Below are 24973 nucleotides of genomic sequence, written 5' to 3'. Positions count from 1 at the left end.
TTCTAATCCCCCTATGTGTTTTCTTCTTACATTTACTATAAGAAAAATAAGAAAAAGAAACGAGTGATTTTCCTTACAAAACGTTTTGTTATCTTACAGTTTTGTCATTTTTCTCATTAATGTATGATATTCTTCATCTTTTGCAAATTGGAACGTAAAAGTTGTCCCTTCTCCTTCAGCCGATTGAACATAAATTCTATGATGTAAATTATCGCAAATTTCTTTCGTAATATATAAGCCCATTCCAGTCGCTTCCCTCGTTTTACGGCCGTTTACCCCCGTAAAGAATGGGTCAAATATACGCTTTACATCTTGCTCTGGAATACCGATTCCATTGTCCTTAATATGTAATAGCACCTTTTGATCTTTCTCTTCAATTTGAAATTGAATTTCTTTTTTCCCTGCTTCTGAAATTTTTGTATACTTAATTGCATTCACAACAATTTGGCTCATAGCGATACTAAGCCACTTTCTATCAGACGCAATCATACAAGTCTCTTCTTCAAACATCATTTTCGGAAATACAGAAGATTGAATGAACGACTTTCGATTTTCATTAATAATATCTCGAATGACCTCTATAACATTTACTACTTCTACTTTATAATCTTTCGAAAACTGATCTAACCTTGCCATATGTAACGCTAAATCTAACCCATTTAAAATACGGTTATTTTCTTCACGAATACTTTCAATCGTTCCCCTTGCTTCACGGTGTTCCTTACCATATTTCTGTAACAATAATTCAATAACGGATACTGGTGTTTTCATTTGATGGATCCATTGATTCATGAAAATCATTTGCTGTTGCTCTTTTGCATGCTGCTTATGAACCTCATTCATATATTGCTGCCTTAGCAGCGTAAACGCTTCAACAACCAGTTCTTGCTCTGACGTATAAGAAGTATCAATAAGTAAAGAGTCATGTAATGTATGTCCACCAGCAATATACTGTTCTATTCTCTTTAAAAACACACTCCGTTTTCGGTAATCGTAAATAAGATATACACTAAACACAACTGTCCCTAATAACAGTCCGTATAGCCATGTACTCCAGTCCAGCGAACGCTTTTCTAAAAGACTTTGCAACTGCAATACGAGCCCAAATAAACAAAGGCTTATAATGTAAGAAAGGATTAAGGAAAAACGATCTATGAGGTAATTTTTAACCTTCATGCCCTTCACTCCACTCTGTAAGAAGCGCATAACCGTATCCCCTTTTTGTGACAATTGCATTTTTAATGCCTAGCTCCTCAAGTTTCTTCCTTACACGCTTTACATTCACAGTTAATGTATTATCATCAACAAAAGCTACTTCATCCCATAAGGCCTCTAACAGCTCTTCACGCGTTACGTATTGATTTGCTTGTTTCATTAAACATTCTAATAAATAAAATTCATTTTTTGTAAGTTCAGTTTGTTGCCCTTTCCACTCTACTGTGTGCTGTGATGGGAATAATAACAACCCATTAACACCTAAACAATCACTTTCCGCTGCCAAAGCATACTCACCATATCCACGGCGAAGTGCACTCTTCACCTTTGCCATTACGATATCTAAATGGAATGGCTTCGTAATATAATCATCCCCACCATTCTCAATCGCCATCACTTGATCCATTTCGCCTGTTCTGGCGGAGACAAAAATAATCGGTGCATTCGATACTGTGCGAATTTGACGACACCAATAGAAACCATCAAAGTACGGTAAATTAATATCAAGTAACACAAGATGAGGACTTACTTTTACAAACTCATCTTTTATATGACGTAAATCGCTTACTCTGAAAGATTGATATCCATACCTTTCTAAATGCTCCTCTAATATTTCTGCAATTTTTTCATCATCTTCTACAATTAATATTTTATACATGTTCCTTTTCTCCCCATAAAATATTCTTCTAAAATCACTCCTTTTTCTATTATAAATTGAAACTTTAATCAATGGGGATTTTTTCCTATATCGACTTATAGTTCGCCTATACGAATCGGATCTTTACTGAACTCAAATAGTGAAAAAAAAAAGACCGCCATATTTCGGCAGTCTTAATCGATAAATTCAAATTGATATTCAAGAATTTTTACAATATCTCCGTCTGTTGCACCGCGTGCACGAAGGGCTTCATCGATACCCATTCCACGCATTTGACGAGCAAATCGGCGTACAGATTCATCACGTGAGAAGTCTGTCATCTTGAATGTTTTCTCAATGTCATAACCAGAAATAACAAATGTGCCATCACTTTCGCGTGTAATTTCAAAATTAGATTCAGATTCAAATTTGTACATTACACTTGCTTCAGATTCTTCTACATCATCGTACATTGGGAATTCTGGTGTTGTTTCTAATAAGTTCGCTACTTCAAATAGTAAGTCACGAACACCTTGTTTCGTTACAGCTGAGATTGGGAAAATTTTCACTTCGTCTCCCAATTTCTCCTTAAATGCTTGTAAGTTTTCTTCTGCATCTGGCATATCCATTTTGTTTGCAACAACAACTTGTGGACGCTCAGTTAAACGCATATTATATTCTTTTAGTTCATTATTGATTGTGACATAATCTTCATATGGCTCACGTCCTTCTAAACCAGACATATCGATAACGTGCACAATTACACGTGTACGTTCGATATGGCGTAAGAATTGGTGTCCAAGTCCAACGCCGGAGTGTGCGCCTTCAATTAGTCCAGGAAGGTCAGCCATAACGAAGCTGCGGTTATCACCAGTTTCAACAACACCAAGATTCGGAACGATTGTTGTAAAGTGATATTCTGCAATTTTCGGACGCGCTGATGATACAACAGATAATAATGTAGATTTACCTACACTTGGGAATCCAACAAGTCCAACATCTGCTAGCACTTTAAGTTCTAGCGTGACATCACGTTCTTGACCTGGTTCCCCGTTCTCAGCGATTTCTGGCGCTGGGTTCGTCGCTGTTGCGAAACGTGAGTTACCACGACCACCACGGCCACCTCTTGCGATTACAGCTGTTTGTTCATGCGTTACTAAATCGGCAAGAATTTCACCTGTTTTTTCATCTTTTACTATTGTTCCTGGTGGAACCTTTACGATTAAATCTTCAGATTTACGGCCGTGCTGACCTTTACTCATTCCGTGCTGACCGCGATCAGCTTTGAAATGACGTTGGTAGCGGAAGTCCATTAATGTACGTAAGCCTTCCTCAACAACAAAAACAACATCTGCACCTTTACCACCGTCGCCACCTGCTGGGCCACCTTTAGGTACATACTTCTCACGACGATACGCAACCATTCCGTTACCACCGTCGCCGCCTTTTACATATATCTTGACCTGATCTACAAACATTATTTCACCACACTTTTTTCGATTAGTTGTAATATAACTGAGACTTCTTCGTCTCGTACTGTATAAGAAATGGAATACCATTTATTGTTTTGGTTCGCAAGCCACGTTTGTAGTTCTTCTACATTCGTTAGCTTTCCACGAAAATCAAAAAAGAAACGAGCATTCTCCGCGTCACATTCAATTGTGATACAAACATAATTTTCAACATATACGTCTAAACTATGCTGAAGCATTAAGAAAAACTGATTCGTCCATGTACATACAGTCTCATCTAGATGAGATAAGTTATGTAATTTCCCTAATACTTCGTACTCCAATAAGCACGGTTGCTGTTTCCAATTATATGTTAAAATCCACTCTGAAAATAAAGGCATTGATAGCCCCATCAGATTGGATTCTTGTCTCGCTTCTTGGACAAAACGATCGATGAGCCTATGAATTTCTTCCACTTTTCCAAGGGAAAGATTTCCTTTAACCATCTGCAAACGGTTGAGCCAATCATGCCTTGAGTGGCTCAACGCATCTATAATTGTCCATTTTTCATTCATTTAGATACCCCTTAATATAGAAAAACTCTAACCTGCACTCAGGTTAGAGTTTTCCGTGAGTTCTTATGCTTCTTGAGCAACAGGATATACGCTCACTTGTTTGCGGTCACGACCAAGACGCTCAAAGCGTACTACGCCGTCAACTTTCGCGTATAAAGTGTCATCGCCACCACGACCAACGTTAACACCTGGATAAATTTTTGTACCGCGTTGACGGTAAAGAATTGAACCACCTGAAACCGTTTGACCATCTGCGCGTTTAGCACCAAGACGTTTTGACTGAGAGTCACGACCGTTCTTTGTACTACCTACACCTTTCTTAGATGCGAAAAACTGAAGATCTAATCTTAACATACGTTACACCTCCTGCACTTTTTCTATTAAACGGATATACTTTCCGTAATCAAGTTCAATCGTCTTAAGTGAAACAACCAATCCTTCTAAAAGTATTTGTGCTTTTTCTGCTGTATGAACGTCTAAATCATTAGGCAATTCATACGTCAAGAATCCGCCATCACTTCCGAGTTCAATAGTTGCCTGCACATTACAAAGTTCTTCCACTGCATTTATAGAGCCAAACACAACCGCTGTAGTTCCAGCACAGACAAGATCTTGTCCATGTGGCGCATAATTGGCATGTCCAGTCATTTTAAATGATTGGATACTTCCTAGTTTCGTGCGACTTATCGTAATCTTAATCATCTTAACCAGAATTAAGCGTTGATAGCTTCAACTACTAGCTTAGTGTAAGGTTGACGATGACCTTGTTTCTTACGATTGTTCTTTTTCGCTTTATATTTGAAAACGATGATTTTCTTAGCGCGACCTTGTTTTTCAACTTTCGCAGTAACTGTTGCACCTTCTACAACTGGGCTACCAACTTTCACGTTTTCGCCACCAACGAAAAGAACTTTGTCAAAAGTAACAGTTTCACCAGCTTCAACATCTAATTTTTCAATGTAGATTGCTTGACCAGCTTCAACTTTAATTTGTTTTCCACCTGTTTCGATAATTGCGTACATACTTGCACCTCCTCTTAATTACTAAGACTCGCCAAAAACGAGGTAGACATAAAATGTCTTTAGGGAACCTGTCTTGTGCGGTTGTAGCATATAGCAGTTTAGGTGCTATAAACTATAACATAAAAATATTACCATGACTCATTGACTATTGTCAATGAATGTTCTGCTAACTATTTTTTCCGTTCTACAATTTCTTTCTTACTTCCAAAACGGATAATAGCGTACTTTTCGATAATATCATCTTTGAAATAAATTTCAAATGGAATATTTTTTTGTAATTCTTTTTGTGAAAAATGTTTTTGCAAAATTTTTGGTGCAGCGATTAATACTGCTTCATCTTCTATATTGCCATATGTAATTAATTCTCTCTCTAGCTCATATGCAATTGTTTCATAAGACATAACATACCCCGTCGCTTTACAAGGTACACATTCTTCTAATAATACGTCACGTAACGAATGTTTCTTACGTTTTCGCGTCATCTCTAAAATACCTAACTCTGTAAACCCAAGCACCCTTGTATATGTGCGATCATCTTGCATAGCAGCTATGAGACGTTCTCTTACCTTCTCTTTATCTTCCCGTCTTTTCATATTAATAAAATCAATTAATATCATCCCGCCAATATCACGAAGTCTTAATTGACGAGCAATCTCTTCAGCAGCCATTTCATTTGTGCGAAATACGGTATCTTGTAAATTTTGTTTTCCAGTAAATTTACCTGTATTCACATCAATTACAGTCATCGTCTCCATTTGTTCTACAATTAGATAGGCACCATTTGGTAGCCACACAATTTTTTGAAGTGCTTTCTCGATTTCACGATCTATTCCAAAATGGTTAAACATCGAAGATTTTTCATTATAAAAGGATACTCTTTCTTTCCCTACTTTTTCTTCTAATTCTTTTACTATACTTCTCGTATCTACAACTATTTTTTCAATTGTTTCAATTGGGTTCTCCTGAAATACACGATCTAAAAACGTCGCTGGTTGATGAAGTAGTAAGGGCGCCTTCCCTTGATCTTCTTTTCTTTTTAACTCTTCATATAACTGCTGCAACCCTTGCATTTCAGCTTGTATTTCATCGATCGTTCCTTTTTCAGAAGCAGAACGGAAAATGTATCCACCCGTTCCTTCTACTTCAATTCCCAGTAACTGTTGTCTTCTTTTATTATTTTTTATTTTCCGAGAAACAGCGCGCATGTCATCATACGGCATGTAAACGACATATTTTCCGGTAAATTCTATCTTCGCCGTTAATTTTGGCCCCTTCGTATCAATTGCCTCTTTCACAACTTGTGCAAGTATCGCCTGCCCTTCATGTATGCGATATGAAGATGGTACATCATCATACGAAAGATATGCATGTTTTTCTAATCCGATATTTACAAAGGCTGCGTTCATTCCTGCAATTGTTCTTACGATACGCCCAACATAAATATGTCCGACAATCTCCTGCTCTTCATTCCGTTTCCATAAAAGCTCGACAATTTTTTGTTTCTCTTCTATCGCAACACGCTTTTCCGAACCAGTGTAGTTAATATATAACGTCTTCAAAATTCTTTCCTCACTTTTCATTTCTTTTCCTTACAATATAAAAGGTTAGTGTCGTCGTCAACACTAACCAATTAATTCTTCAACAGATGAGGTTGTTCGTTTTTCAGCAAAATACGCATACAACAATTCATTTTCGTCCAATGTGTAATGCTCTTTATATTTTCCATGGACGATAATAGAGTGTTTATATCCTCTGCGAAATTTTGTGAAAATCGTATATAAATGATCTTCCGTTTTTACCTCAATAGGTGCTATTTTTTCAATATCTCTTTTATTCCCATAATAACGCTCTAATAAAAAACGCATAAATGCGTACCGTCTTTGTTTCCATTCTTGATATAAAGAAATCGCTAGAAAAACGAGTAATACCCACATCATAATGTTATTACTATTCCAAAGTAACTGCCATCCTAATATTACACTAAAAAAAACACATGACAATTTCATCATCTTTTCATGTGCTTGTAAATAGGGAAAACGATATGATAATACATTAAATAATACTTTTCCACCATCAAGTGGCCAAATAGGCAATAAATTAAACCCTAAAATAATGACATTATTCCATACAAAGAAATGGTACAAATCATCAGTTACCCAGCCCGCTTGATACAAAATGTAAGCGGCCGCAATCATCCATATATGCTGAATTGGCCCCGCCATAACGACAATTAATTCTTCTTTTAACGATTTATTCCCATGCTCTTCCATCTCAACTACGCCACCAAACGGCAAAAGCTGAATTTGTTTAATACGCCAATTATAATACGCTGCGGCAAAAGCGTGCCCAAGTTCATGAATGAGAACGATACAAAATAACAATAGTAACTCTTTAAAACGCGCCGTAAAAATACCAATGACAATAATAACCCAAAACAACGGATGCACGGAAATTTTCGTGAAAACATCCCTATATTTAATCAAATGAAATCACCTGAATTGGATCAATAAATTTTTCATTCTTTTTTATTGCAAAATAAAATTTGCCATTTTTATTATTTTCATCATTACTCACTATTCCAATTTTTTGTTTCTTTGAAACGTAATCATATAATTTTACTGACATATCATTTAAATTTGCATACCATGACTCCGTGCCATCAGCGTGCTGAATTTGAACTGTATTTCCAAGTTCCTCTTTCTTGCCCGCAAAAACAACTAGCCCTTCATTCACTGACTCAACTGTTGCATTTGTAGCTGTTTGGACAAATACACCTTGACCATTTTTTTGAAAGCCTTGCATCACCTTTCCAGAGGCGGGAATTGCATAATCTTTTTGCTGAATCGTTCCTTCCTTTCTTTCATTAGGCGAATAGAATACGAGAGGTTTTCCAAACTGCTTTTCGTACCATTTCGCTACAGTGGCAAACTGAAACTCCTCTTTCATCACTTTTTCTGTAACAGCTTTAGCACCATCGAAAGAAGAAGGAGCATTCTTATATAAAATAGCAACAGAAAGAACTAATATTGCTGATAGCAAAACTTTGAAGAGAAAAACTTCTTTTCGAAATAGAGGATGAATTTCCTTCTCCCCCTCTTCAATAAAGACCGTTTCGCTATCAAAATCTCCTCCCGCAAAATACCGCTCTTCTTCTAGCAATTCTTGCTCTGCTTTCCTTTTCGCAATCCGCTTTTTAATTTCTTCCACACGTCTATTCTTCATACTGTCTCCTTTCTTTCGTTAGCCTTATTTAATATAGAAACAGTTATATACAGTTTGTACATATGTATGAGTTATAGAAGGAAGATATTCATGCGAAGAAAAAAGAAAGCACTCCGCATTTATGCGAAGTGCTTTTAACGGATTCCAAAGAAATTCTTCATCTTTGTAAATACCGATACTTTCTCTTGTTCAAATGCTTGTAATGGTACATTCTCACCTAACAAGCGTCTTGCAATATTACGATAAGCTATTGCTGCTTTCCCACTAGGTTGCAGTGCTACAGGTTCACCTGTATTCGTAGCACGAATAACTTCATCATCATCCTCGACAACTCCAAGAAGCTCGATTGACAGTGTACGTACGATTTCATCAACGTCTAACATATCCTGTTCATGAAGCATATGACTACGCACACGGTTAATGACAAGTTTCGGTGGTTCAATATCTTCTTTCTCTAAAAGTCCGATAATACGATCCGCATCACGCATTGAGGATACTTCTGGTGTTGTTACAACGATTGCTTTATCCGCACCTGCTACTGCATTTTTAAACCCCTGCTCAATCCCCGCAGGACAATCAATTAATATGTAATCATAATCTTGACGTAATACTTGTATTAATTCATCCATTTGTTCAGGTGTTACCGCCGATTTATCGCTCGTTTGTGCTGCAGGTAATAAATAAAGATCATCAAAACGCTTATCTTTAATAAGAGCCTGAGGTAAACGACAACGCCCTTCAACGACATCAACAAGATCAAATACAATACGATTTTCCAGCCCCATTACTACGTCTAAATTGCGTAAACCGATATCTGTATCAATTAAACATACTTTTTTTCCAGATAACGCAAGGGCTGTACCAATGTTCGCAGACGTTGTAGTTTTACCTACTCCGCCTTTTCCAGATGTAATTACTATTGCCTCTCCCACAGCTATACAATTCCCCTTTCTAACTTTGTTAAATTAGGTCTAAGATGAGTGAGAAGTTGCAGGCGATCGACAACAATGTGATTGTTCTCATTAATGTACGCACATTCTGCCGCCTCTGCTCCGTCTTCTTTCTCTTCCGGAGCCCGCATTGTCACATCACTAATTCGGAGTTGCATAGGGTTCATACTAGATGCAGCAATAACAGCTTCTGAATCTCCATCATACCCCGCGTGTGCAATTCCTCTTAATGATCCCACGACAAAAATATTCCCCCCAGCGATAACCGTTCCGCCTGGATTAACATCTCCAATTAATAATAAATTGCCTTTTACATGTAACACTTGTCCAGAGCGAACAATTTTGGAAATAGGGACAATTTCTGTTTCTTCTTTCCAAGCTATTGCTTCTGCTTTTGTTATAACATCACTTTCGATTGATTCCACAACAAGATTCTTCTTATTGCGAATTAACGTACGAATCTCTTCTTGTTGTACTTCTGTTAAATAGCGATTTCCTACTTTAACACGCACTTCAATTAAAGAACGTCCGTCACCCTCATAGTAATGTGTAGAAAGCTTTTCATCCAATTCTTTTAGTAGTTCGGAGAATGAACAGCAATCATCTAAATGAAGTGTTATTCCATCTTTTGTCCCTTTTATCGTTACATTTTGTTGCTTTTTTTCTTCCACTAAAGTTCACCCCACCGATTCAATTCGACATAAAATTAGAAAATCCTTTTTTCTTTTTCTTCTATCGCTTTTGAAAGACGCACTAAATATCGTCTCAGTGGGAAACAAACTATTAACAAGAAAATTCCATTTAGCAATAAAGTAGCAAGGAGACGATCTGTGAAAAAGACAGATGCTGACATGTGAGTACGTCCTAACAAAGTTAAAAACCCATACACATAATACTCTAATGCTGCAATGCCAGCCAGTACGATAGAAGCGACAATAAATAAATTTAATTGTAATACCTTCATCACACTATAAACTAAATAAGCTAAAATCGGATAAGCAAAAATATATATTCCGACCAGTTCTGTGTATACGGTATCAAATAAGAAACCAAATAATAGTCCGTAGTAAATCCCTTGAATCGGACTATAGTACACTGTAATAAAACATAACACAATTATAAAGAAATGCGGTGCTGCTATACTGCCTTTCCAAAAGACGTCTGTTGGAACAACAGTAGAGAACATATTTTCAAATAAAAAAACAAAAAGGAGCAGAAGAGGAAGAGCTGCTCTTTTTAAAATCGTCATCATCTCTTCTCCCCCTCCTATTCTAACGACGCTGTAGGCATATCACGTTTTGCAACTATAATATGCTCTACATCATTCAAATCAGCGGATGGTTTTACATAAGCTGTTTTTGTTAAACCGTATGGATCTGGCTGAACATCAACAATTTTCCCAATCGCAAGACCTTTTGGGAAGATATCACCAAGTCCAGATGTTACAACTAGTTGATCTTTTTCTACTTTTGCATCAGAGCTAATCTTTGTGAAAAGAAGTAGTTGTTTTTCTTTATCGTAACCTTCAATCAATCCAAAGATATTTTCTTGTCCTTGTACAATAGCAGAAACACGGTTTGTTCGGCTCATAGAACTTAACAACTCTACTGACGATGTAAACTGAGATGCACTTTTTACGCGTCCAACTAAACCTTTCGGAGTTACAACAGCCATATCTTTTTTGATCCCTTGCTGTGCTCCTTTATCAATTGCAACTAAATCGTACCATTTATCGGGATTACGAGAAACCACACTAGCTTGTACTTCCGTATAATCACCACGGGACTTTTCTTTACCAGTTAATTCTCGTAGTTTTTTATTCTCATCCTCTAAATTTTTCACTACTACAGATAAATCTGCGGTAGTATCTAATTTTGCTTTCAGCTTTTTATTCTCTTCATACGTGCGCTTTACATCTTCTACGTTTTCGAAGAATCCGGCAACATAATTCGCTGGCTTTTGGAATACACGTTCTACAACACCGACAGTATCTTTAATAAACTGCTCTGGCCATGTTAAACTATTCCGTTCTTTCAATGAGATTCCAATCAATGCCACGAGAAGAATAATACTAACTAACAAAACAATTAATCTTTTGTTTAAGAAAAACTGTGGCACGTTCACACCCTCTTAATTTCAGTGATTTTTATTTTGCAATATTATCGAGCAGCAGTTTTGAAAAGATCGATATTGTCTAATGCTTTACCCGTTCCAATTGCTACGCAATCTAATGGGTCCTCTGCAACAAGAACTGGCATATTTGTTTCTTCACTAATAACTTTATCTAAGTTACGTAGTAATGCCCCACCACCTGTTAATACGATACCACGGTCCATAATATCCGCTGCTAATTCAGGTGGAGTTTTTTCTAACGTATTTTTAACTGATTCTACAATTGCATCTACTGTATCTTTTAATGCATCTGCAATTTCTTCTGGTTGAATTAGTACTGTTTTTGGTAAACCACTTACTAAATCACGACCGCGAATTTCCATAGGCTCGATACCTTCTGGCTCGCCTGCAGAACCGATTTCTAATTTTAGTGCTTCTGCTGTTCTTTCACCGATCATTAGGTTGTAGCTTTTCTTAATGTACTGAATGATTGAATCGTCCATATCATCACCAGCAACACGAACTGATTGACTTGTTACAATACCACCTAAAGAAATAATTGCAACTTCTGTTGTACCACCACCGATATCAACAACCATACTACCAGTCGGCTCCCAAACAGGTAAGTTTGCACCAATTGCTGCTGCAAATGGCTCTTCGATTGGATAAGCATCACGAGCACCAGCTTGACGAGTCGCATCGATTACCGCCCGTCTTTCTACAGCTGTAATACCAGATGGTACACATACCATTACGTATGGCTTACGTGAGAAGAATCCATTTGATTTTTGAGCTTGTTGAATGTAGTATTTCATCATTATTGCTGTTGTTTCATAATCAGCAATTACACCATCTTTCATAGGGCGAAGTGCCACTACGTTTCCTGGTGTACGACCAATCATTTGTTTTGCATCGCTACCTACCGCCACGATTTGTTTCGTATCAGTTTGTAATGCTACTACTGAAGGTTCACGTAAAACTACACCTTTTCCTTTCACATATACAAGCGTGTTCGCTGTTCCTAAGTCAATTCCAAGATCGCGAGTAAATCCACCAAATCCAAACATATCATTTATCTTCCCTTCTTATTTTCACGGACTCATTTTTCTTACTTTATATTTATAAAAACAGTACGTTTTTTTATATCTGTATCCTTCTTGTAGATAATTTTCTACAAAAAACTCATAAATCACATTATAAAACAAAATAGGTAAAAAGAATAGTCTTAAATATGACCTTTTTCCTTTAAACTCACGAATTTATGGTCACCTATTATGATATGATCAAGCACTTCAATTCCAATAATTCGACCACATTCTACTAGTCGTTTTGTAACTTCAATATCTTCACGGCTCGGCGCCGGATCTCCTGAGGGATGGTTATGAAGACATATAATAGAGGCTGCTGCCCGACGGAACGCTTCTTTAAAAACCTCCCTTGGGTGCACAATCGACGTATTTAAACTTCCAATAAAAATAGTTTGCCTATGTATAACTTGATTTTTCGTATTCAAATATAAACAAACAAAATGCTCCTGTTGCAAAAAACGCATCTCTTCCATCATATAACTCGCACAATCTTCTGGACTTCGAATACTATATCTATTTTGATATTCTAAACGTACCATTCTTCTACCTAATTCAAAAGCAGCCATAAGCTGCGACGCCTTTGCAATCCCAACACCATGAATGCTCATCATCTCTTCTAACGTTGCATCCTTTAACATTCGTAAGCCGTCAAAATGATGTAGAATATTATCTGATAACGTTAACACCGTTTCTTCTTTAGAACCCGTTCTGAGTAAAACTGCAAGAAGTTCTCGATTCGATAAACTTCCTGCTCCTTCTAACAATAAACGCTCCCGTGGCTGTTCTTCTCTCACAACATCACGAATACCGTTCATCTCTCCACCCCTTTTTTTACGATTTCTCCTAAAGAAAACCCCATGCAATTTTACGCATGGGTTACATCGCTATCAAACTGTTTTAATTCACGGACAAGACGCGCAATTGGCAAGCCAACTACACTGTAGTAGTCCCCTTGAATATGTTGAACAAAAATAGACCCTTTACCTTGAATTCCATAGCTTCCTGCTTTATCAAGTGGTTCCTTCGATGCAACGTATACGTCTATTTCCTCTTCTGTTAATTCCCAAAATGTTACTTCTGTACGTTCATAAAAAGTTACCGTTTTTTCTTTCAATATAATTGCAACACCTGTGTATACTTCGTGTGTTTTCCCCGATAATAATCGTAACATTTCTTTCGCCTCAGCCTCATTAGACGGCTTTCCAAGAATACGTGAATCATATGTAACAATTGTATCTGCACCTAATACAACGTGATCACTATGATTTTCTGCCACAGCAGATGCTTTTTGCAAAGCAAGCGACATAACAATATCAGAAGGTGATAAATATGCACCAATCGTCTCTTCTACTTCACTAACAACGATTTCAAATGGCACATCAGCTAATTCAAGCAGTTCCTTCCTCCTAGGTGATCCTGAAGCTAAAATAATTTTCCTCATATTTTCTCCTTCCCTTCTCGCATGAAGCAGAATAATTCAAATCAATCGTATCAAAGGAATAGTTTCCCCACAAATTCTAGAAATATCATTTTCTCTAAACAAAATAATAGTTCTTTTTAAATACGATTATATTCTGCCCATACAGAAAGCACTTTGCTCTAAATTCAAAAGAAAAGAAAGAAGTATATGTACTTCTTTCCCCTTCATCTTATTATCTTATTATTTCACTTTTTGTGAAACCATTTTTTCGTACGAAAGTAATCCATCAATAATAACTTGATTTAATTTAGCTACAGATTCCTTATCGTTCTTCCCTTCCTTAATCGTTTGCACCGCTATTGACGTATACGTATAAAGCTTCTTCGCATCTTCACGCTTCATACTCTTCCCTTCCTTTTCAATAACTTTCCACTCTTTTTCAATCGCCTCTACATCTTTTGGATTACTTTTTCCACTAGTTTGTACGCTGGACACATATTTTGTTAAATGAGTATATAATGGCTGCACTTTCGCTAAAAACATTCCTACTTCTTTATCATTTTTGAGCAATACTTTATCTGTAATATCCCAATTTTTTTTCAAAACTGAAACACCATCTTGCTTATACTGATCTATTAATTGATTAACAGCCTGTTCATCGCTCGTAATACCAACAACTAACGCATACTTATCACCACTCGGTTTCAAAGCAGCCACGCCTCCATTGCCTTTCCACTCTTCAAGAGCGGCCTGTCCCTTTTCTTCGGAAGAATAAATCCCTCCTTGAACAAAAAATAATTTCATCGGGTCTAATGACGTTCCTACCTGTGCTTTTTGTTTTTCCTCTTTTGGTGCCGGTGTTTGTTCTGCCGTTCCACCCACCTTTGATTCTTCATTCCCCGTCTGCTTCGAAGCTGTTACTTCGCTTCCCCCTGTCGTCCCTTGTCCTGTTAAATGAAGCATTCCCATTCCAAACGCCGTACCAATAACAATTGCAGTTGCAACGATTGCAATTAATGTATTACTCCACTTCTTTCGATATTTTTCCATAGATACTGATTTCGCTTTTTGAAACGGAACGACATTTTTCGGTCTCTCACTTTCTGCTACCATCCAGTCAAACTCATCCTTCTTTTTTTCCTCATACTTCGCTTCTGTTCCATTTACTTTCACCGAGATTGTTCGTGATTGCTTGTCCATACACTCACACCTCACCTCTTGTCGTTGTCCGCATCATATCATATTCATTCCACAAAAAAACGAGATATTTGTCAGAGGAATTCGTCAAATAACCCTATATTATTATCTTATATGTATGCATTTGACTTCATTTGTAGAACAAAAAACTAGATAGCAAAGACTATCTAGTTTTTCTCGCGAATATATTTTCGAACTTCAGAAATGAAATAAAGAGAACCTGTTATGATAAAGACATCATTTTCTCCAATCATATCAACTTTTGTATCAATTGCCTCTTTCCAATCTTCAAAAACTAATTTTGATTCTTGTTGTGAATACGATGCAAGCTTGTCAGCAGAAATGGCACGATCAAAGGCAAACGTCGTAAATATTATTTCATCAGCAACTTTTTCTAATTGCCCTACCATGTTATGTAACTGTTTGTCACCAAGAGCAGTAAATAAAACTATTACATTCTTCTTTTTATAATGTGCCTCTACTGTTTTTACAAGACTTTCAATACCTTCTGGATTATGGGCACCATCTATTATAATATCTGGATTACTTTGTAACTTTTCAAATCGACCAATCCAGTAGGCTTCTTGTAAGCCAGCTTTCATTTCCTCTTCATCAATTAAAAATGATAAATATGTTTTTAAATACATGACTGCCATAAGCGCTAGCGCTGCATTGCCTACTTGATGAATACCTTTCATTGAAATCCGAACATTTTCAAATGAGGCGAATGGACAAGCAAAATCAAAATGTTCCCCATCTTCATTAGAATGTTTATGTAATGTTGTAAACTGTTTTCCAAATTCATATAAGCTTGCATGATTTTCCTTAGCAACCTTTTGAATTACTTGTAATGCTTCTTCATTTTTCACACCAGTAATAACTGGAACACCAGACTTAATAATCCCTGCCTTTTCATATGCAATTTCTCCTAGTGTATTTCCTAAAATATGCATATGATCGTGGCCGATATTCGTAATAATCGTGAGAACCGGATGAATAACATTTGTAGAATCAAATCTTCCCCCAAGCCCCGTTTCAAATAAAACAACATCACAGAAATTAACTTTACCGAAATAACAAATTGCCATTACTGTAATGATTTCAAACTCAGTCGCTTCTCCTAAGTCCGTCTCATCTAATTTTTCAACGACTGGCTTTACCATATTTACAAGTTCCGCAATCTCTTCATCTGCAATCGGTATTCCGTTTACACTAATACGTTCATTGAATGTTTCTATGTAAGGCGATGTAAACGTTCCTACTTTATATTTCGCACCTTCTAACATGTAGCGCATATATGTTAAAGTTGAACCTTTTCCATTTGTGCCGGCAAGATGCACACATTTTATATGACGCTCTGGATTTCCGAGTTCTTCCAACATCCATTGCATTCTTTCTAGTCCTGGTTTTATCCCAAATTTCAATCGGCTATGAATCCAGCTTATCGCTTCTTCGTATGTATGTATCACGTTTGCTATTCCCCTTTCAAAAGACAAACTTCTTAATTCTATTATACGCAAAGAAAAGAGACTCACCAATATAGTGAGTCTCTGAAAAACATTTTTATTTTTCAAGATCAGCTAGACGTTGACGAACCGCTTCGCGTTTTTCTAGATAATCTTGCTCTTTCGCACGCTCTCCGTCAATAACTTCTGCAGGAGCTTTCGCTACGAATCCTTGGTTTGAAAGTTTCTTCTGTACACGCTCTACTTCTTTATCGAACTTCTCAAGTTCTTTTTCAAGACGTGCTTTCTCTTCATCAAGATTGATAAGATCAGCTAATGGTAAGAATAACTCTGCACCTGATACGATTGCAGTCATCGCTTTTTCTGGCGCTTGTAAATCAATCTTAATTGTTAGTTCACTTGGGTTACAGAAACGCTCAATGTAAGAACTGTTTTTCGTAAGCTGAGCTAGTACTGCCTCGTCTTTTGCTTTAATTTGCATTTGAACTTTTTTGCTCATTGGTGTATTTACTTCCGCACGGATGTTACGAACAGAGCGAATGATATCAACTAGAAGGTGCATTTCTGCTGCCGCTTCTTTATCTTGTAAATCTTCACGAACTGTTGGCCATGCCGCTACTGTAATAGACTCGCCTTCATGCGGTAAATGCTGCCAAATTTTCTCTGTTACAAATGGCATGAATGGGTGTAATAGACGCATCGTTTGGTCTAATACGTAAGCTAAAATAGAACGAGTTGTTTTCTTAGCTTCTTCATCTTCACCGTATAGTGGCAGTTTCGCCATCTCAATGTACCAGTCACAGAAATCATCCCAAATGAAGTTGTATAATGAACGACCAGCTTCACCGAACTCATATTTATCCATGTTACGTGTTACACTTTCGATTGTTTCGTTTAAGCGAGTTAAAATCCACTTATCTGCAACTGATTTTTCACCAGTTAAATCGATTTCTTCATACTTCATGTCATCCATGTTCATTAATACGAAACGTGATGCATTCCAAATTTTATTAATGAAGTTCCAAGTAGATTCTACTTTTTCCATGCTGAAACGTAAATCTTGACCTGGTGCACTTCCTGTTGATAAGAAGTAACGCATTGCATCTGCACCATACTTCTCGATAACATCCATCGGATCAATACCGTTACCAAGAGATTTACTCATTTTACGTCCTTGCTCATCACGAACTAAACCGTGAATTAATACATCTTTAAATGGACGCTCTCCTGTAAACTCTAAACCTTGGAAAATCATACGAGATACCCAGAAGAAGATAATGTCATAACCAGTTATTAAAGCATCTGTTGAATAGAACTTTTTAAAGTCTGCTGCATCTTCATTCGGCCAGCCGAGTGTTGAGAATGGCCATAGTGCTGAACTAAACCATGTATCAAGTACGTCGTTATCTTGATTCCAGTTTTCAATATCCGCTGGCGCTTCTGTACCTACGTATACTTCACCAGTTTCTTTATGATACCAAGCTGGAATGCGGTGACCCCACCATAATTGACGAGAAATACACCAGTCATGAATGTTTTCCATCCAGCGTAAGTATGTGTTTTCAAAACGCTCTGGTACGAACGTTACTTTTTCTTCTTCTTTTTGTTGAAGTTTTACCGCTTTTTCTGCAAGTGGAGCCATTTTTACGAACCATTGTGTTGATAAGTAAGGCTCAACAACTGCACCGCTACGCTCACTATGACCTACTGAGTGCATATGAGGCTCGATTTCTACTAATACGCCAGCTTCTTGTAAGTCTTTCACTAACTCTTTACGGCATTCGAAACGATCCATACCGTTGTACTTACCAGCTTTTTCGTTCATCGTTCCATCTTCGTTCATTACTAAAATACGTGATAAGTCATGACGGTTACCTACTTCAAAGTCATTCGGGTCATGAGCTGGTGTAATTTTTACAACGCCTGTTCCGAAGTCTTTTTCTACGTATTCATCAGCAATAATCGGAATCTCACGGCCTACAATTGGAAGTGTTACTGTTTTTCCGATTAAATGTTTGTAACGATCATCTTCTGGATGAACTGCTACTGCTGTATCACCAAGCATTGTTTCTGGACGAGTAGTTGCAAGGCGAATGTGACCTGAACCGTCTGTTAGCGGATAGTTCATATGGTAGAATGCACCTTGAACTTCTTTATGAATTACTTCAATATCAGAAAGAGCTGTGCGTGTTGCTGGGTCCCAGTTGATGATATACTCACCACGGTAAATTAAGCCTTTTTCATATAATTGAACGAATACTTTATTAACTGCATCAGATAAACCTTCGTCTAATGTGAAACGTTCACGAGAATAGTCTAGTCCTAAACCAACTTTTCCCCATTGTTGACGAATGTGAGAAGCGTACTCTTCTTTCCACTCCCAAGCTTTTTCAAGGAATTTCTCACGGCCAAGATCGTAACGTGAAATACCTTCTTCACGAAGTTTCCCTTCTACTTTCGCTTGTGTTGCGATACCAGCATGGTCCATTCCTGGAAGCCATAATACATCGTATCCTTGCATACGCTTCGTACGAGTTAAAATATCTTGAAGAGTTGTATCCCAAGCATGACCTAAATGTAACTTACCAGTTACGTTCGGAGGTGGAATTACAATTGTATACGGTTGTTTCTTCTCGTCTCCTGTTGCTTCGAAATATTTGCCTTCAAGCCACCACTTATAAAGGCCTTCTTCAACGGACATATGATCATATTTAGTTGGTAAATTCTTTTCCGTGTTTGACATTATTTTCCCTCCTTAAAATAAAAAATGTCCCTCATCCAAAAAAGGACGAGGGACATCGCGGTACCACCTTTATTTACAAACAAATTCAGAATTTGCTTATACTCTTAATTTGATAACGGACAAATCCGTCTTTTCCTAATGAGAACTATTCCGTTCAGAAAAGATGCTCCAGGGCTACCTTCTAACATAACTATCTAGAGAATCTCCCAGCTAATGATTCTCCTCTCTGAAGACGTTTCATGTTATACTCTTCCCCTTCAAGGCATTTATATGATTGTTAATTATTATATACAATAGTGTAAAAAACGAAACCTTATTCGTCAAGATAAATTTGAAACTGCGACCTTTATCTCTTTATGGAACTAATAAAAAGAAGATAAGCAGGTTTCTCCCTACTTACCTTCTTTATCCCGATTGATGAAGGCTAATAATCAGTGGGAATGAACAAAACCCCCACTGATTAAAATTCCACTTTATCCGTTCCCTTGCTGGGCAGCTTGTAATTGCGAAAGGAAATATTCTGTATTACTAATGAGCCAATGCGATTGCTGCAGAGTTTTCACCCCGCGGAGCTCATTTTCTTCATTACGACTCTTTCTTCTTTTCGTATACGACTGAATTTGCCGAATAAAATGCGACGGGTACGTCATATACGCAAACATAAGAAGCTGCTCTTCTTTCGTAAATGGAAAATTTTTTTGATACATTTGATACCATTCAAAGCGATCACTCCGCGCAATTGGATATGTGTTCAAAGACCTTGAATAAAAGCTGACAATATCCTGTACCGGTGTAGCAAACTGAGACTTTTCTAAACTAATAAAATAACCGTTTCGTTCATAATCAAATAAAAAGTGATTAAGCGATACATTTCCATGAACGAAAGTAGTACGTGTCGTTTCCTTTTCTTTCATTGCATCGTGCCATTCACTTAACTGTTTCGTTGCAAACTCACGTGCTCTCATAGCATGGTGATAATACGTACAATATTGTAATTCAAATGGCGACATATACCACTTCGCTTCAGATTCTACAAGAAACTCTTCTAACATCTCACCATCATTTTCCCAACGATCGGATATATTTGTATAATGTTTTTTTAAATCTTCTTCTGTATAAGTCTCCTCTTTCACTGTTTTTTGATGCAACGTCCCGAGCGTTTGAAACATCTTATGGTATTGATCATTATCTTCTCCGTTTCCTTCCGCACGTTCTAACCAAGGCATTAAATAATAACTATACGTCCCATCACTTAAAACATAATTCCCGTCCGTCGCATGATAGATAGGTACATAATTTGAAAAACCTTTCTCCTTCAAATATTGAATATGGTGCAAAAAATTATTCCGCTCTAATTTTCTATCTTGTATTTTCTTTAACGCATACGGACCTTGATTCGTATAAATTTTCATTACACTTCCGTGCTCTTCCATATGCTGAGTGTCCAATCTATATTGCCTCACAATGGGTTCATAGCGATTTCGTAATTCAATATCCATACGAATAACCCTTTCTTATTCAAAACATAGCTTCTAGGAAAAGAAAAGAGGTGAGTGAAAAAACTCACTCACTTATTTCACCTTTGCTTTTGAAACAGGAATATATATAATTTGCCCTGTAGTTAAATATATATCTTCTGATTGATTTACACGATGTAAGTTTTGTACAGTCGTTTCATAACGTTCTGCAACAGCTTCAATTGTATCTCCTTCTTGTACGAAGTACATTCTTAACTTCGTAAATTCTTCTTCTGGTTCTTTCGTAAATAATTTCGTTAAATAAAGTGCATTTTCATCTCGCTGTGAATATGTTTCTTCCTCTGGCTCTTCCTGCTTTTTCGCTTTTTCTTTCTTGAAATTTTTTCGCCCGAACAATTCAAATTGTGGCGTCGTTTCTTTCTCCTCTTCACGCCCCGCAAATTCATGTTCTTCTAATTCCTCTTCTTCTATTTCCTCTTCTTCTATTTCTTGCTCTTTTCTTTCTTCTAGCTGAAACGGTTCAAATGCATAATCTTCCCATCCATCTGATTCTTTATAGGCTGGTACCTCTTCGTGCGGCCCAGGTCTACTTTCACCTTCTTCAGCTGAATCAGCTTCCAACTCGGCATACGCCATCTCTTCCTCTTCATCCTCGGTTCTTTCTTCGTCACATAAACCTGTAATAGATATATCCGCTAATAGTTGTAAGCAACCATTTTCCTTTAATTCATAATCAAATTCCTCGATTGATACATATAATTCTTCAATTACTTTCACTCGATTTCTTGGAATTGATATTTCGAGCGGAAAGGAATGGACAAGCTCATTAACCCCGTCTGCCCTTGTTTCTACATAATCAATTGCCTTTGCTGGTGATAGCTCTCTTAATGAATAAGCTGAATCATCTTGCCTTGCAACGTACTCTCCCGTTAAATCTAATTGCCCTCTCACGATAACTTCATGATCGAGCTCCTCTATCTCAACGTCTGGATCTAACGAAATTGACAAAAGTTCTTCGACTTCCTGTCCCTTTTGGAACCAAACAGATTCTTTTAACGAAAATCGTAATGAATGATCTGTTGCCACTTCTTTTCCCCCTCCCAAACTATAGGTCATTACAGATTTATGTTCCCTACGGCTACTTTATGAATAAAAAAAATCGCTCCCCTAATGGAAAGCGATTTTCTCTAAGAAATTATGCTTTTAATTTTGACATTGCAATTTCAGCCGCCGCAATTGTCGCCTCAATATCTGCATCACTATGTGCTGTCGATAAGAATAAACCTTCAAATTGAGAAGGTGGTAAAAATACACCTTGTTCTACCATTTCACGATAGTAAGCTGCAAAGAATTCTAAGTTTGAAGATTTTGCTGTATCATAATTAATAACCTGCTCATCTGTAAAGAAAATGCCAATCATAGAACCTGCACGATTAATGTGATGCGGGATATTATGCTTTTCAGCTACCTTACGTAGTCCAGCCTCTAACATTTCTGCTTTACGCTCAAATTCCACATATGATTCTGGTGTTAACTGCACTAGCGTTTCATAGCCTGCTGTCATTGCAAGTGGATTACCCGATAATGTTCCGGCTTGGTAAATCGGTCCGCTTGGTGCAACTTGACGCATAATCTCTGCCTTACCACCGTATGCTCCTACCGGCAAGCCACCACCGATTACTTTACCTAAACAAGTTAAATCAGGAGTTACGCCGTAGTAACCTTGCCCACAATTATAAGCAACACGGAATCCAGTCATTACTTCATCAAAAATAAGTAGTGCACCGTTTTGCTCTGTCACTTCACGAAGTCCTTCTAAAAATCCTGGTTGCGGGGGAACAACACCCATATTCCCTGCCACTGGTTCTACAATTATACAAGCGATGTCATCACCGAATTGTTCGAAAGCATATTTTACACTTTCTAAATCGTTATACGCTACTGTAATCGTATTTTTCGCTACACCTTCTGGTACACCAGGGCTATCTGGTAAACCTAGCGTCGCCACACCAGAACCTGCTTTAATTAATAAAGAATCGCCATGACCATGGTAACAACCAATGAATTTCAAAATTTTGTTACGCCCTGTATAACCTCGAGCTAAACGTAGTGCACTCATTGTCGCTTCTGTTCCAGAGTTAACCATACGTACAATTTCAATTGATGGCACGCGCTCAATAACAAGCTGCGCTAATTTATTTTCAATTTCTGTTGGGGCACCAAAGCTTGTTCCTTTTTCAGCAACAGCTTTTAAAGCCTCAACAACACGGTCGTTCGCATGACCATGAATTAAAGGTCCCCACGATAATACGTAATCGATGTATTCATTCCCATCGATATCATATACTTTAGAGCCTTTTCCGCGCTCCATAAACAGCGGATTCATACCAACAGACTTAAAGGCACGAACAGGGCTATTTACGCCTCCAGGCATTAAATTTTGTGCCTCTTCAAACGCCGCAATCGACTTATCGAACTTTTTCATTATTTAGCGCCTCCTTCTTGTAACCATCTTGCTGCATCTTTTGCATGATACGTAATAATCAAGTCTGCTCCTGCGCGTTTCATGCTAATTAATTTCTCAAGTACAACTTCTTTTTCATTAATCCAACCATTTTGTGCTGCTGCTTTAATCATCGAATATTCACCACTTACGTTATAAGCAACGACGGGTAAGTTAAAGCTATTTTTCACATCACGAACGATATCTAAATAAGAAAGAGCTGGCTTTACAATTAAGAAGTCTGCCCCTTCCATTACATCTGATTCTGCTTCACGGAATGCTTCCATACGGTTCGCTGGGTCCATTTGATATGTTTTACGATCACCAAACTGCGGTGCACCATGTGCTGCATCACGGAACGGTCCGTAAAATGCTGATGAATATTTCACAGCATACGACATAACTGGTACGTGCGCGAAACCATTTTCATCTAATGCATGGCGAATTGCTGTTACAAATCCATCCATCATGTTAGATGGTGCAATAATGTCCGCCCCTGCTTTCGCTTGACTTACAGCTGTTTTTGCAAGAGCTGCAAGAGACTCATCATTTAAAATAACGCCATCTTCAATAACACCGCAATGACCATGGCTTGTGAATTGACATAAACATGTATCTGCAACTACTACTAGCTCTGGGAACTCATTCTTAATTTGCTTAATTGCACGCTGTACAATTCCATGCTCACAATATGCCGATGATCCAACTTCGTCCTTTTCAGCAGGTAAACCAAATACAATAACAGAACGAATACCTAAATCAACGACCTCTTGCATTTCAGCTTGCAATAAATCTAAAGACATTTGATATACGCCTGGCATAGAAGGAACTTCATTACGAGTATTTTCTCCTTCTAATACAAAAATAGGATAAATAAAATCTTCTGTATGTAAAAATGTTTCACGCACAAGTGCACGCATACCCCCGCTTTGTCTTAGACGACGATGACGATTAAATTGTAAAGAATTCATAGATTTCTATCCCCATTCTTTTATTTTATCCCGCGTTAACGGGCAGTAAGACTCCCATCTCAAAATTCGGCTAGAGCAAAGAAGTTAGATGGGAAATCAACTGCCCGTAAACGCCCGATTGGTGAAGGCTAATAATTAGTGGGGGATGAACCTCCCACTAATTAAAGTTTCACTTTATAGATTCACAAATGCATTGTAGTAATGCTTCTACAGTGTACTCTTTCGGCACAATAACATGTGGAAAATAAAGGAGCGCCTCTTTTTCCGTAATAGGCCCTATACAAGCAATTGTACATTTTTTCGTCCATTCTCTCCAGTTTGTACCCTCAAGTAAACGAACAAAACTATCAACAGTTGAAGGGCTCGTAAATGTAATAATATTTACTTCCCCTAATTTCAATGCTGCTATAAGTTCTTGTTTTTTCTCTACATTCACCTTCGTACTATATACGATTAGCTCATCTAGAAAAACACCAAACTCCCTAAGTTTAACCGGGATTACATCTCTTGCTAAATTCCCCTTCGGAAATAAAATACGCTCGTTTCCACTTAATTCTTTTAAAAACTCTTCGGAAAATGCTTCTGCAACAAATGAGGTCGGAACAAAATGAACTTGATAGCCCCTTTTTTCTAACTCTAATTTTGTTTTCACGCCTACCGCAGCAATTTTAATAGTTAATGGTATTTTCTTTTTCAAACCATCTAGAAAAAAAGCTACACCATTTTTACTCGTAAAAATAACCCAGTCATACGAATGTAGTTGCCTTGTTATACGTTGAATTTGCCTATGAGATATGCCTTCCATACGCAAAAGCGGAATTTCCAATGGAATTCCGCTCCTTTCTTTCACTGCTACACTCATTTGTTTCGCTTGATGCTGGGCACGTGTAATCAATACTATTTTGCCAGCGAGAGCATCCATA

General features: G+C 37.5%; 25 protein-coding genes and 2 other annotated features. All 25 genes read right to left on the bottom strand.

Features of this window, described 5'->3' with window-relative positions; translation table 11 throughout:
* Positions 1-93: 93 nt before the first annotated feature.
* The gene (locus tag ACFVQC_RS02370; RefSeq protein WP_377897352.1) at positions 94-1176 is read right to left on the bottom strand and encodes a HAMP domain-containing histidine kinase; all 1083 of its coding nucleotides are present in this window, start codon (positions 1174-1176) and stop codon (positions 94-96) included.
* Positions 1166-1873, bottom strand: coding sequence for a response regulator transcription factor (locus ACFVQC_RS02365; RefSeq protein ID WP_377897351.1), 708 nt, complete (start codon positions 1871-1873; stop codon positions 1166-1168). Before ACFVQC_RS02365 ends, ACFVQC_RS02370 begins: the two co-directional genes overlap by 11 nt.
* 173 nt (positions 1874-2046) lie before the next feature.
* Positions 2047-3330 carry a GTPase ObgE gene (gene obgE / locus ACFVQC_RS02360; RefSeq protein ID WP_002015378.1) on the bottom strand — a complete coding sequence of 428 codons (1284 nt, stop codon included), beginning with the start codon at positions 3328-3330 and terminating at the stop codon, positions 2047-2049.
* The gene (locus ACFVQC_RS02355) at positions 3330-3878 is read right to left on the bottom strand and encodes a sporulation initiation phosphotransferase B (RefSeq protein WP_002145594.1); all 549 of its coding nucleotides are present in this window, start codon (positions 3876-3878) and stop codon (positions 3330-3332) included. Before ACFVQC_RS02355 ends, obgE begins: the two co-directional genes overlap by 1 nt.
* A 63-nt stretch (positions 3879-3941) precedes the next feature.
* Positions 3942-4232 (bottom strand): 50S ribosomal protein L27, encoded by a 291-nt coding sequence (gene rpmA / locus ACFVQC_RS02350; RefSeq protein WP_000944957.1) that lies wholly within the window; start codon positions 4230-4232, stop codon positions 3942-3944.
* A gap of 3 nt (positions 4233-4235) precedes the next feature.
* Positions 4236-4580 carry a ribosomal-processing cysteine protease Prp gene (locus ACFVQC_RS02345; RefSeq protein WP_002008596.1) on the bottom strand — a complete coding sequence of 115 codons (345 nt, stop codon included), beginning with the start codon at positions 4578-4580 and terminating at the stop codon, positions 4236-4238.
* Between the two features lie 11 nt (positions 4581-4591).
* Positions 4592-4900 (bottom strand): 50S ribosomal protein L21, encoded by a 309-nt coding sequence (rplU, locus tag ACFVQC_RS02340; RefSeq protein ID WP_000270907.1) that lies wholly within the window; start codon positions 4898-4900, stop codon positions 4592-4594.
* A gap of 14 nt (positions 4901-4914) precedes the next feature.
* Positions 4915-4993 (bottom strand) — a sequence feature (ribosomal protein L21 leader region).
* Between the two features lie 77 nt (positions 4994-5070).
* Positions 5071-6480, bottom strand: coding sequence for an Rne/Rng family ribonuclease (locus ACFVQC_RS02335; protein ID WP_377897349.1), 1410 nt, complete (start codon positions 6478-6480; stop codon positions 5071-5073).
* Positions 6481-6522: 42 nt separating this feature from the next.
* A complete protein-coding gene (locus ACFVQC_RS02330; protein WP_002145592.1) occupies positions 6523-7383 on the bottom strand; it encodes a M50 family metallopeptidase in 861 nt (286 codons plus the stop codon).
* Positions 7376-8122 carry a stage IV sporulation protein SpoIVFA gene (gene spoIVFA, locus ACFVQC_RS02325; RefSeq protein ID WP_002145591.1) on the bottom strand — a complete coding sequence of 249 codons (747 nt, stop codon included), beginning with the start codon at positions 8120-8122 and terminating at the stop codon, positions 7376-7378. The genes ACFVQC_RS02330 and spoIVFA overlap by 8 nt, the downstream gene beginning before the upstream one ends.
* A 134-nt stretch (positions 8123-8256) precedes the next feature.
* Positions 8257-9054: a septum site-determining protein MinD gene (gene minD, locus ACFVQC_RS02320; protein ID WP_000503308.1), complete on the bottom strand. Its 798-nt coding sequence runs from the start codon at positions 9052-9054 to the stop codon at positions 8257-8259.
* A 2-nt stretch (positions 9055-9056) separates the two neighbouring features.
* The gene (minC, locus tag ACFVQC_RS02315) at positions 9057-9743 is read right to left on the bottom strand and encodes a septum site-determining protein MinC (protein WP_002112042.1); all 687 of its coding nucleotides are present in this window, start codon (positions 9741-9743) and stop codon (positions 9057-9059) included.
* A gap of 35 nt (positions 9744-9778) precedes the next feature.
* Positions 9779-10324, bottom strand: a complete 546-nt coding sequence (gene mreD / locus ACFVQC_RS02310) for a rod shape-determining protein MreD (protein WP_002145590.1) — start codon at positions 10322-10324, stop codon at positions 9779-9781.
* A 14-nt stretch (positions 10325-10338) separates the two neighbouring features.
* On the bottom strand, positions 10339-11190 hold the full coding sequence (gene mreC, locus ACFVQC_RS02305) for a rod shape-determining protein MreC (protein WP_002145588.1): 852 nt from the start codon (positions 11188-11190) through the stop codon (positions 10339-10341).
* Between the two features lie 41 nt (positions 11191-11231).
* On the bottom strand, positions 11232-12251 hold the full coding sequence (gene mreB / locus ACFVQC_RS02300; protein ID WP_002015369.1) for a cell shape-determining protein MreB: 1020 nt from the start codon (positions 12249-12251) through the stop codon (positions 11232-11234).
* A 158-nt stretch (positions 12252-12409) separates the two neighbouring features.
* Positions 12410-13087 (bottom strand): DNA repair protein RadC, encoded by a 678-nt coding sequence (radC, locus tag ACFVQC_RS02295; RefSeq protein ID WP_002015368.1) that lies wholly within the window; start codon positions 13085-13087, stop codon positions 12410-12412.
* Positions 13088-13137: 50 nt separating this feature from the next.
* Positions 13138-13713: a Maf family protein gene (locus ACFVQC_RS02290; RefSeq protein WP_002112047.1), complete on the bottom strand. Its 576-nt coding sequence runs from the start codon at positions 13711-13713 to the stop codon at positions 13138-13140.
* A gap of 219 nt (positions 13714-13932) precedes the next feature.
* Entirely contained in the window at positions 13933-14892 is a 960-nt protein-coding gene (locus ACFVQC_RS02285; protein ID WP_377897348.1) for a stage II sporulation protein B, read from the bottom strand.
* 164 nt (positions 14893-15056) lie between these two features.
* Complete coding sequence (locus tag ACFVQC_RS02280) at positions 15057-16358, bottom strand: bifunctional folylpolyglutamate synthase/dihydrofolate synthase (protein ID WP_377897347.1); 1302 nt, start codon at positions 16356-16358, stop codon at positions 15057-15059.
* A gap of 94 nt (positions 16359-16452) precedes the next feature.
* Entirely contained in the window at positions 16453-19098 is a 2646-nt protein-coding gene (locus tag ACFVQC_RS02275) for a valine--tRNA ligase (RefSeq protein ID WP_377897345.1), read from the bottom strand.
* A gap of 38 nt (positions 19099-19136) precedes the next feature.
* Positions 19137-19368, bottom strand: a binding site (T-box leader).
* 203 nt (positions 19369-19571) lie between these two features.
* Positions 19572-20597: a spore coat protein YsxE gene (gene ysxE, locus ACFVQC_RS02270; protein ID WP_377893249.1), complete on the bottom strand. Its 1026-nt coding sequence runs from the start codon at positions 20595-20597 to the stop codon at positions 19572-19574.
* 72 nt (positions 20598-20669) lie between these two features.
* Positions 20670-21692, bottom strand: coding sequence for a stage VI sporulation protein D (gene spoVID / locus ACFVQC_RS02265; protein ID WP_377897344.1), 1023 nt, complete (start codon positions 21690-21692; stop codon positions 20670-20672).
* A 79-nt stretch (positions 21693-21771) separates the two neighbouring features.
* Positions 21772-23061, bottom strand: a complete 1290-nt coding sequence (gene hemL, locus ACFVQC_RS02260; protein WP_377893247.1) for a glutamate-1-semialdehyde 2,1-aminomutase — start codon at positions 23059-23061, stop codon at positions 21772-21774.
* On the bottom strand, positions 23061-24050 hold the full coding sequence (gene hemB, locus ACFVQC_RS02255) for a porphobilinogen synthase (protein ID WP_377897342.1): 990 nt from the start codon (positions 24048-24050) through the stop codon (positions 23061-23063). Before hemB ends, hemL begins: the two co-directional genes overlap by 1 nt.
* A 169-nt stretch (positions 24051-24219) precedes the next feature.
* A complete protein-coding gene (gene hemD, locus ACFVQC_RS02250; RefSeq protein WP_377897340.1) occupies positions 24220-24972 on the bottom strand; it encodes a uroporphyrinogen-III synthase in 753 nt (250 codons plus the stop codon).
* Position 24973 lies beyond the last annotated feature (1 nt).

It is taken from the genome of Bacillus sp. NPDC057893 (genome assembly GCF_042796455.1).
GTDB lineage: Bacteria > Bacillota > Bacilli > Bacillales > Bacillaceae_G > Bacillus_A.
Note: the sequence above shows the minus strand (reverse complement) of the source record. Positions and strands in the feature narration are given on the sequence as shown.

What these genes read in the sequence shown, in the direction of transcription:
- ACFVQC_RS02370 (WP_377897352.1), bottom strand. Translation starts at nt 1,176, where the DNA reads ATGAAGGTTAAAAATTACCTCATAGATCGTTTTTCCTTAATCCTTTCT.
- ACFVQC_RS02365 (WP_377897351.1), bottom strand. Translation starts at nt 1,873, where the DNA reads ATGTATAAAATATTAATTGTAGAAGATGATGAAAAAATTGCAGAAATA.
- obgE (WP_002015378.1), bottom strand. Translation starts at nt 3,330, where the DNA reads ATGTTTGTAGATCAGGTCAAGATATATGTAAAAGGCGGCGACGGTGGT.
- ACFVQC_RS02355 (WP_002145594.1), bottom strand. Translation starts at nt 3,878, where the DNA reads ATGAATGAAAAATGGACAATTATAGATGCGTTGAGCCACTCAAGGCAT.
- rpmA (WP_000944957.1), bottom strand. Translation starts at nt 4,232, where the DNA reads ATGTTAAGATTAGATCTTCAGTTTTTCGCATCTAAGAAAGGTGTAGGT.
- ACFVQC_RS02345 (WP_002008596.1), bottom strand. Translation starts at nt 4,580, where the DNA reads ATGATTAAGATTACGATAAGTCGCACGAAACTAGGAAGTATCCAATCA.
- rplU (WP_000270907.1), bottom strand. Translation starts at nt 4,900, where the DNA reads ATGTACGCAATTATCGAAACAGGTGGAAAACAAATTAAAGTTGAAGCT.
- ACFVQC_RS02335 (WP_377897349.1), bottom strand. Translation starts at nt 6,480, where the DNA reads ATGAAAAGTGAGGAAAGAATTTTGAAGACGTTATATATTAACTACACT.
- spoIVFA (WP_002145591.1), bottom strand. Translation starts at nt 8,122, where the DNA reads ATGAAGAATAGACGTGTGGAAGAAATTAAAAAGCGGATTGCGAAAAGG.
- mreD (WP_002145590.1), bottom strand. Translation starts at nt 10,324, where the DNA reads ATGATGACGATTTTAAAAAGAGCAGCTCTTCCTCTTCTGCTCCTTTTT.
- mreB (WP_002015369.1), bottom strand. Translation starts at nt 12,251, where the DNA reads ATGTTTGGATTTGGTGGATTTACTCGCGATCTTGGAATTGACTTAGGA.
- radC (WP_002015368.1), bottom strand. Translation starts at nt 13,087, where the DNA reads ATGAACGGTATTCGTGATGTTGTGAGAGAAGAACAGCCACGGGAGCGT.
- ACFVQC_RS02290 (WP_002112047.1), bottom strand. Translation starts at nt 13,713, where the DNA reads ATGAGGAAAATTATTTTAGCTTCAGGATCACCTAGGAGGAAGGAACTG.
- ACFVQC_RS02285 (WP_377897348.1), bottom strand. Translation starts at nt 14,892, where the DNA reads ATGGACAAGCAATCACGAACAATCTCGGTGAAAGTAAATGGAACAGAA.
- ACFVQC_RS02275 (WP_377897345.1), bottom strand. Translation starts at nt 19,098, where the DNA reads ATGTCAAACACGGAAAAGAATTTACCAACTAAATATGATCATATGTCC.
- ysxE (WP_377893249.1), bottom strand. Translation starts at nt 20,597, where the DNA reads ATGGATATTGAATTACGAAATCGCTATGAACCCATTGTGAGGCAATAT.
- spoVID (WP_377897344.1), bottom strand. Translation starts at nt 21,692, where the DNA reads ATGACCTATAGTTTGGGAGGGGGAAAAGAAGTGGCAACAGATCATTCA.
- hemL (WP_377893247.1), bottom strand. Translation starts at nt 23,061, where the DNA reads ATGAAAAAGTTCGATAAGTCGATTGCGGCGTTTGAAGAGGCACAAAAT.
- hemB (WP_377897342.1), bottom strand. Translation starts at nt 24,050, where the DNA reads ATGAATTCTTTACAATTTAATCGTCATCGTCGTCTAAGACAAAGCGGG.
- hemD (WP_377897340.1), bottom strand. Translation starts at nt 24,972, where the DNA reads ATGGATGCTCTCGCTGGCAAAATAGTATTGATTACACGTGCCCAGCAT.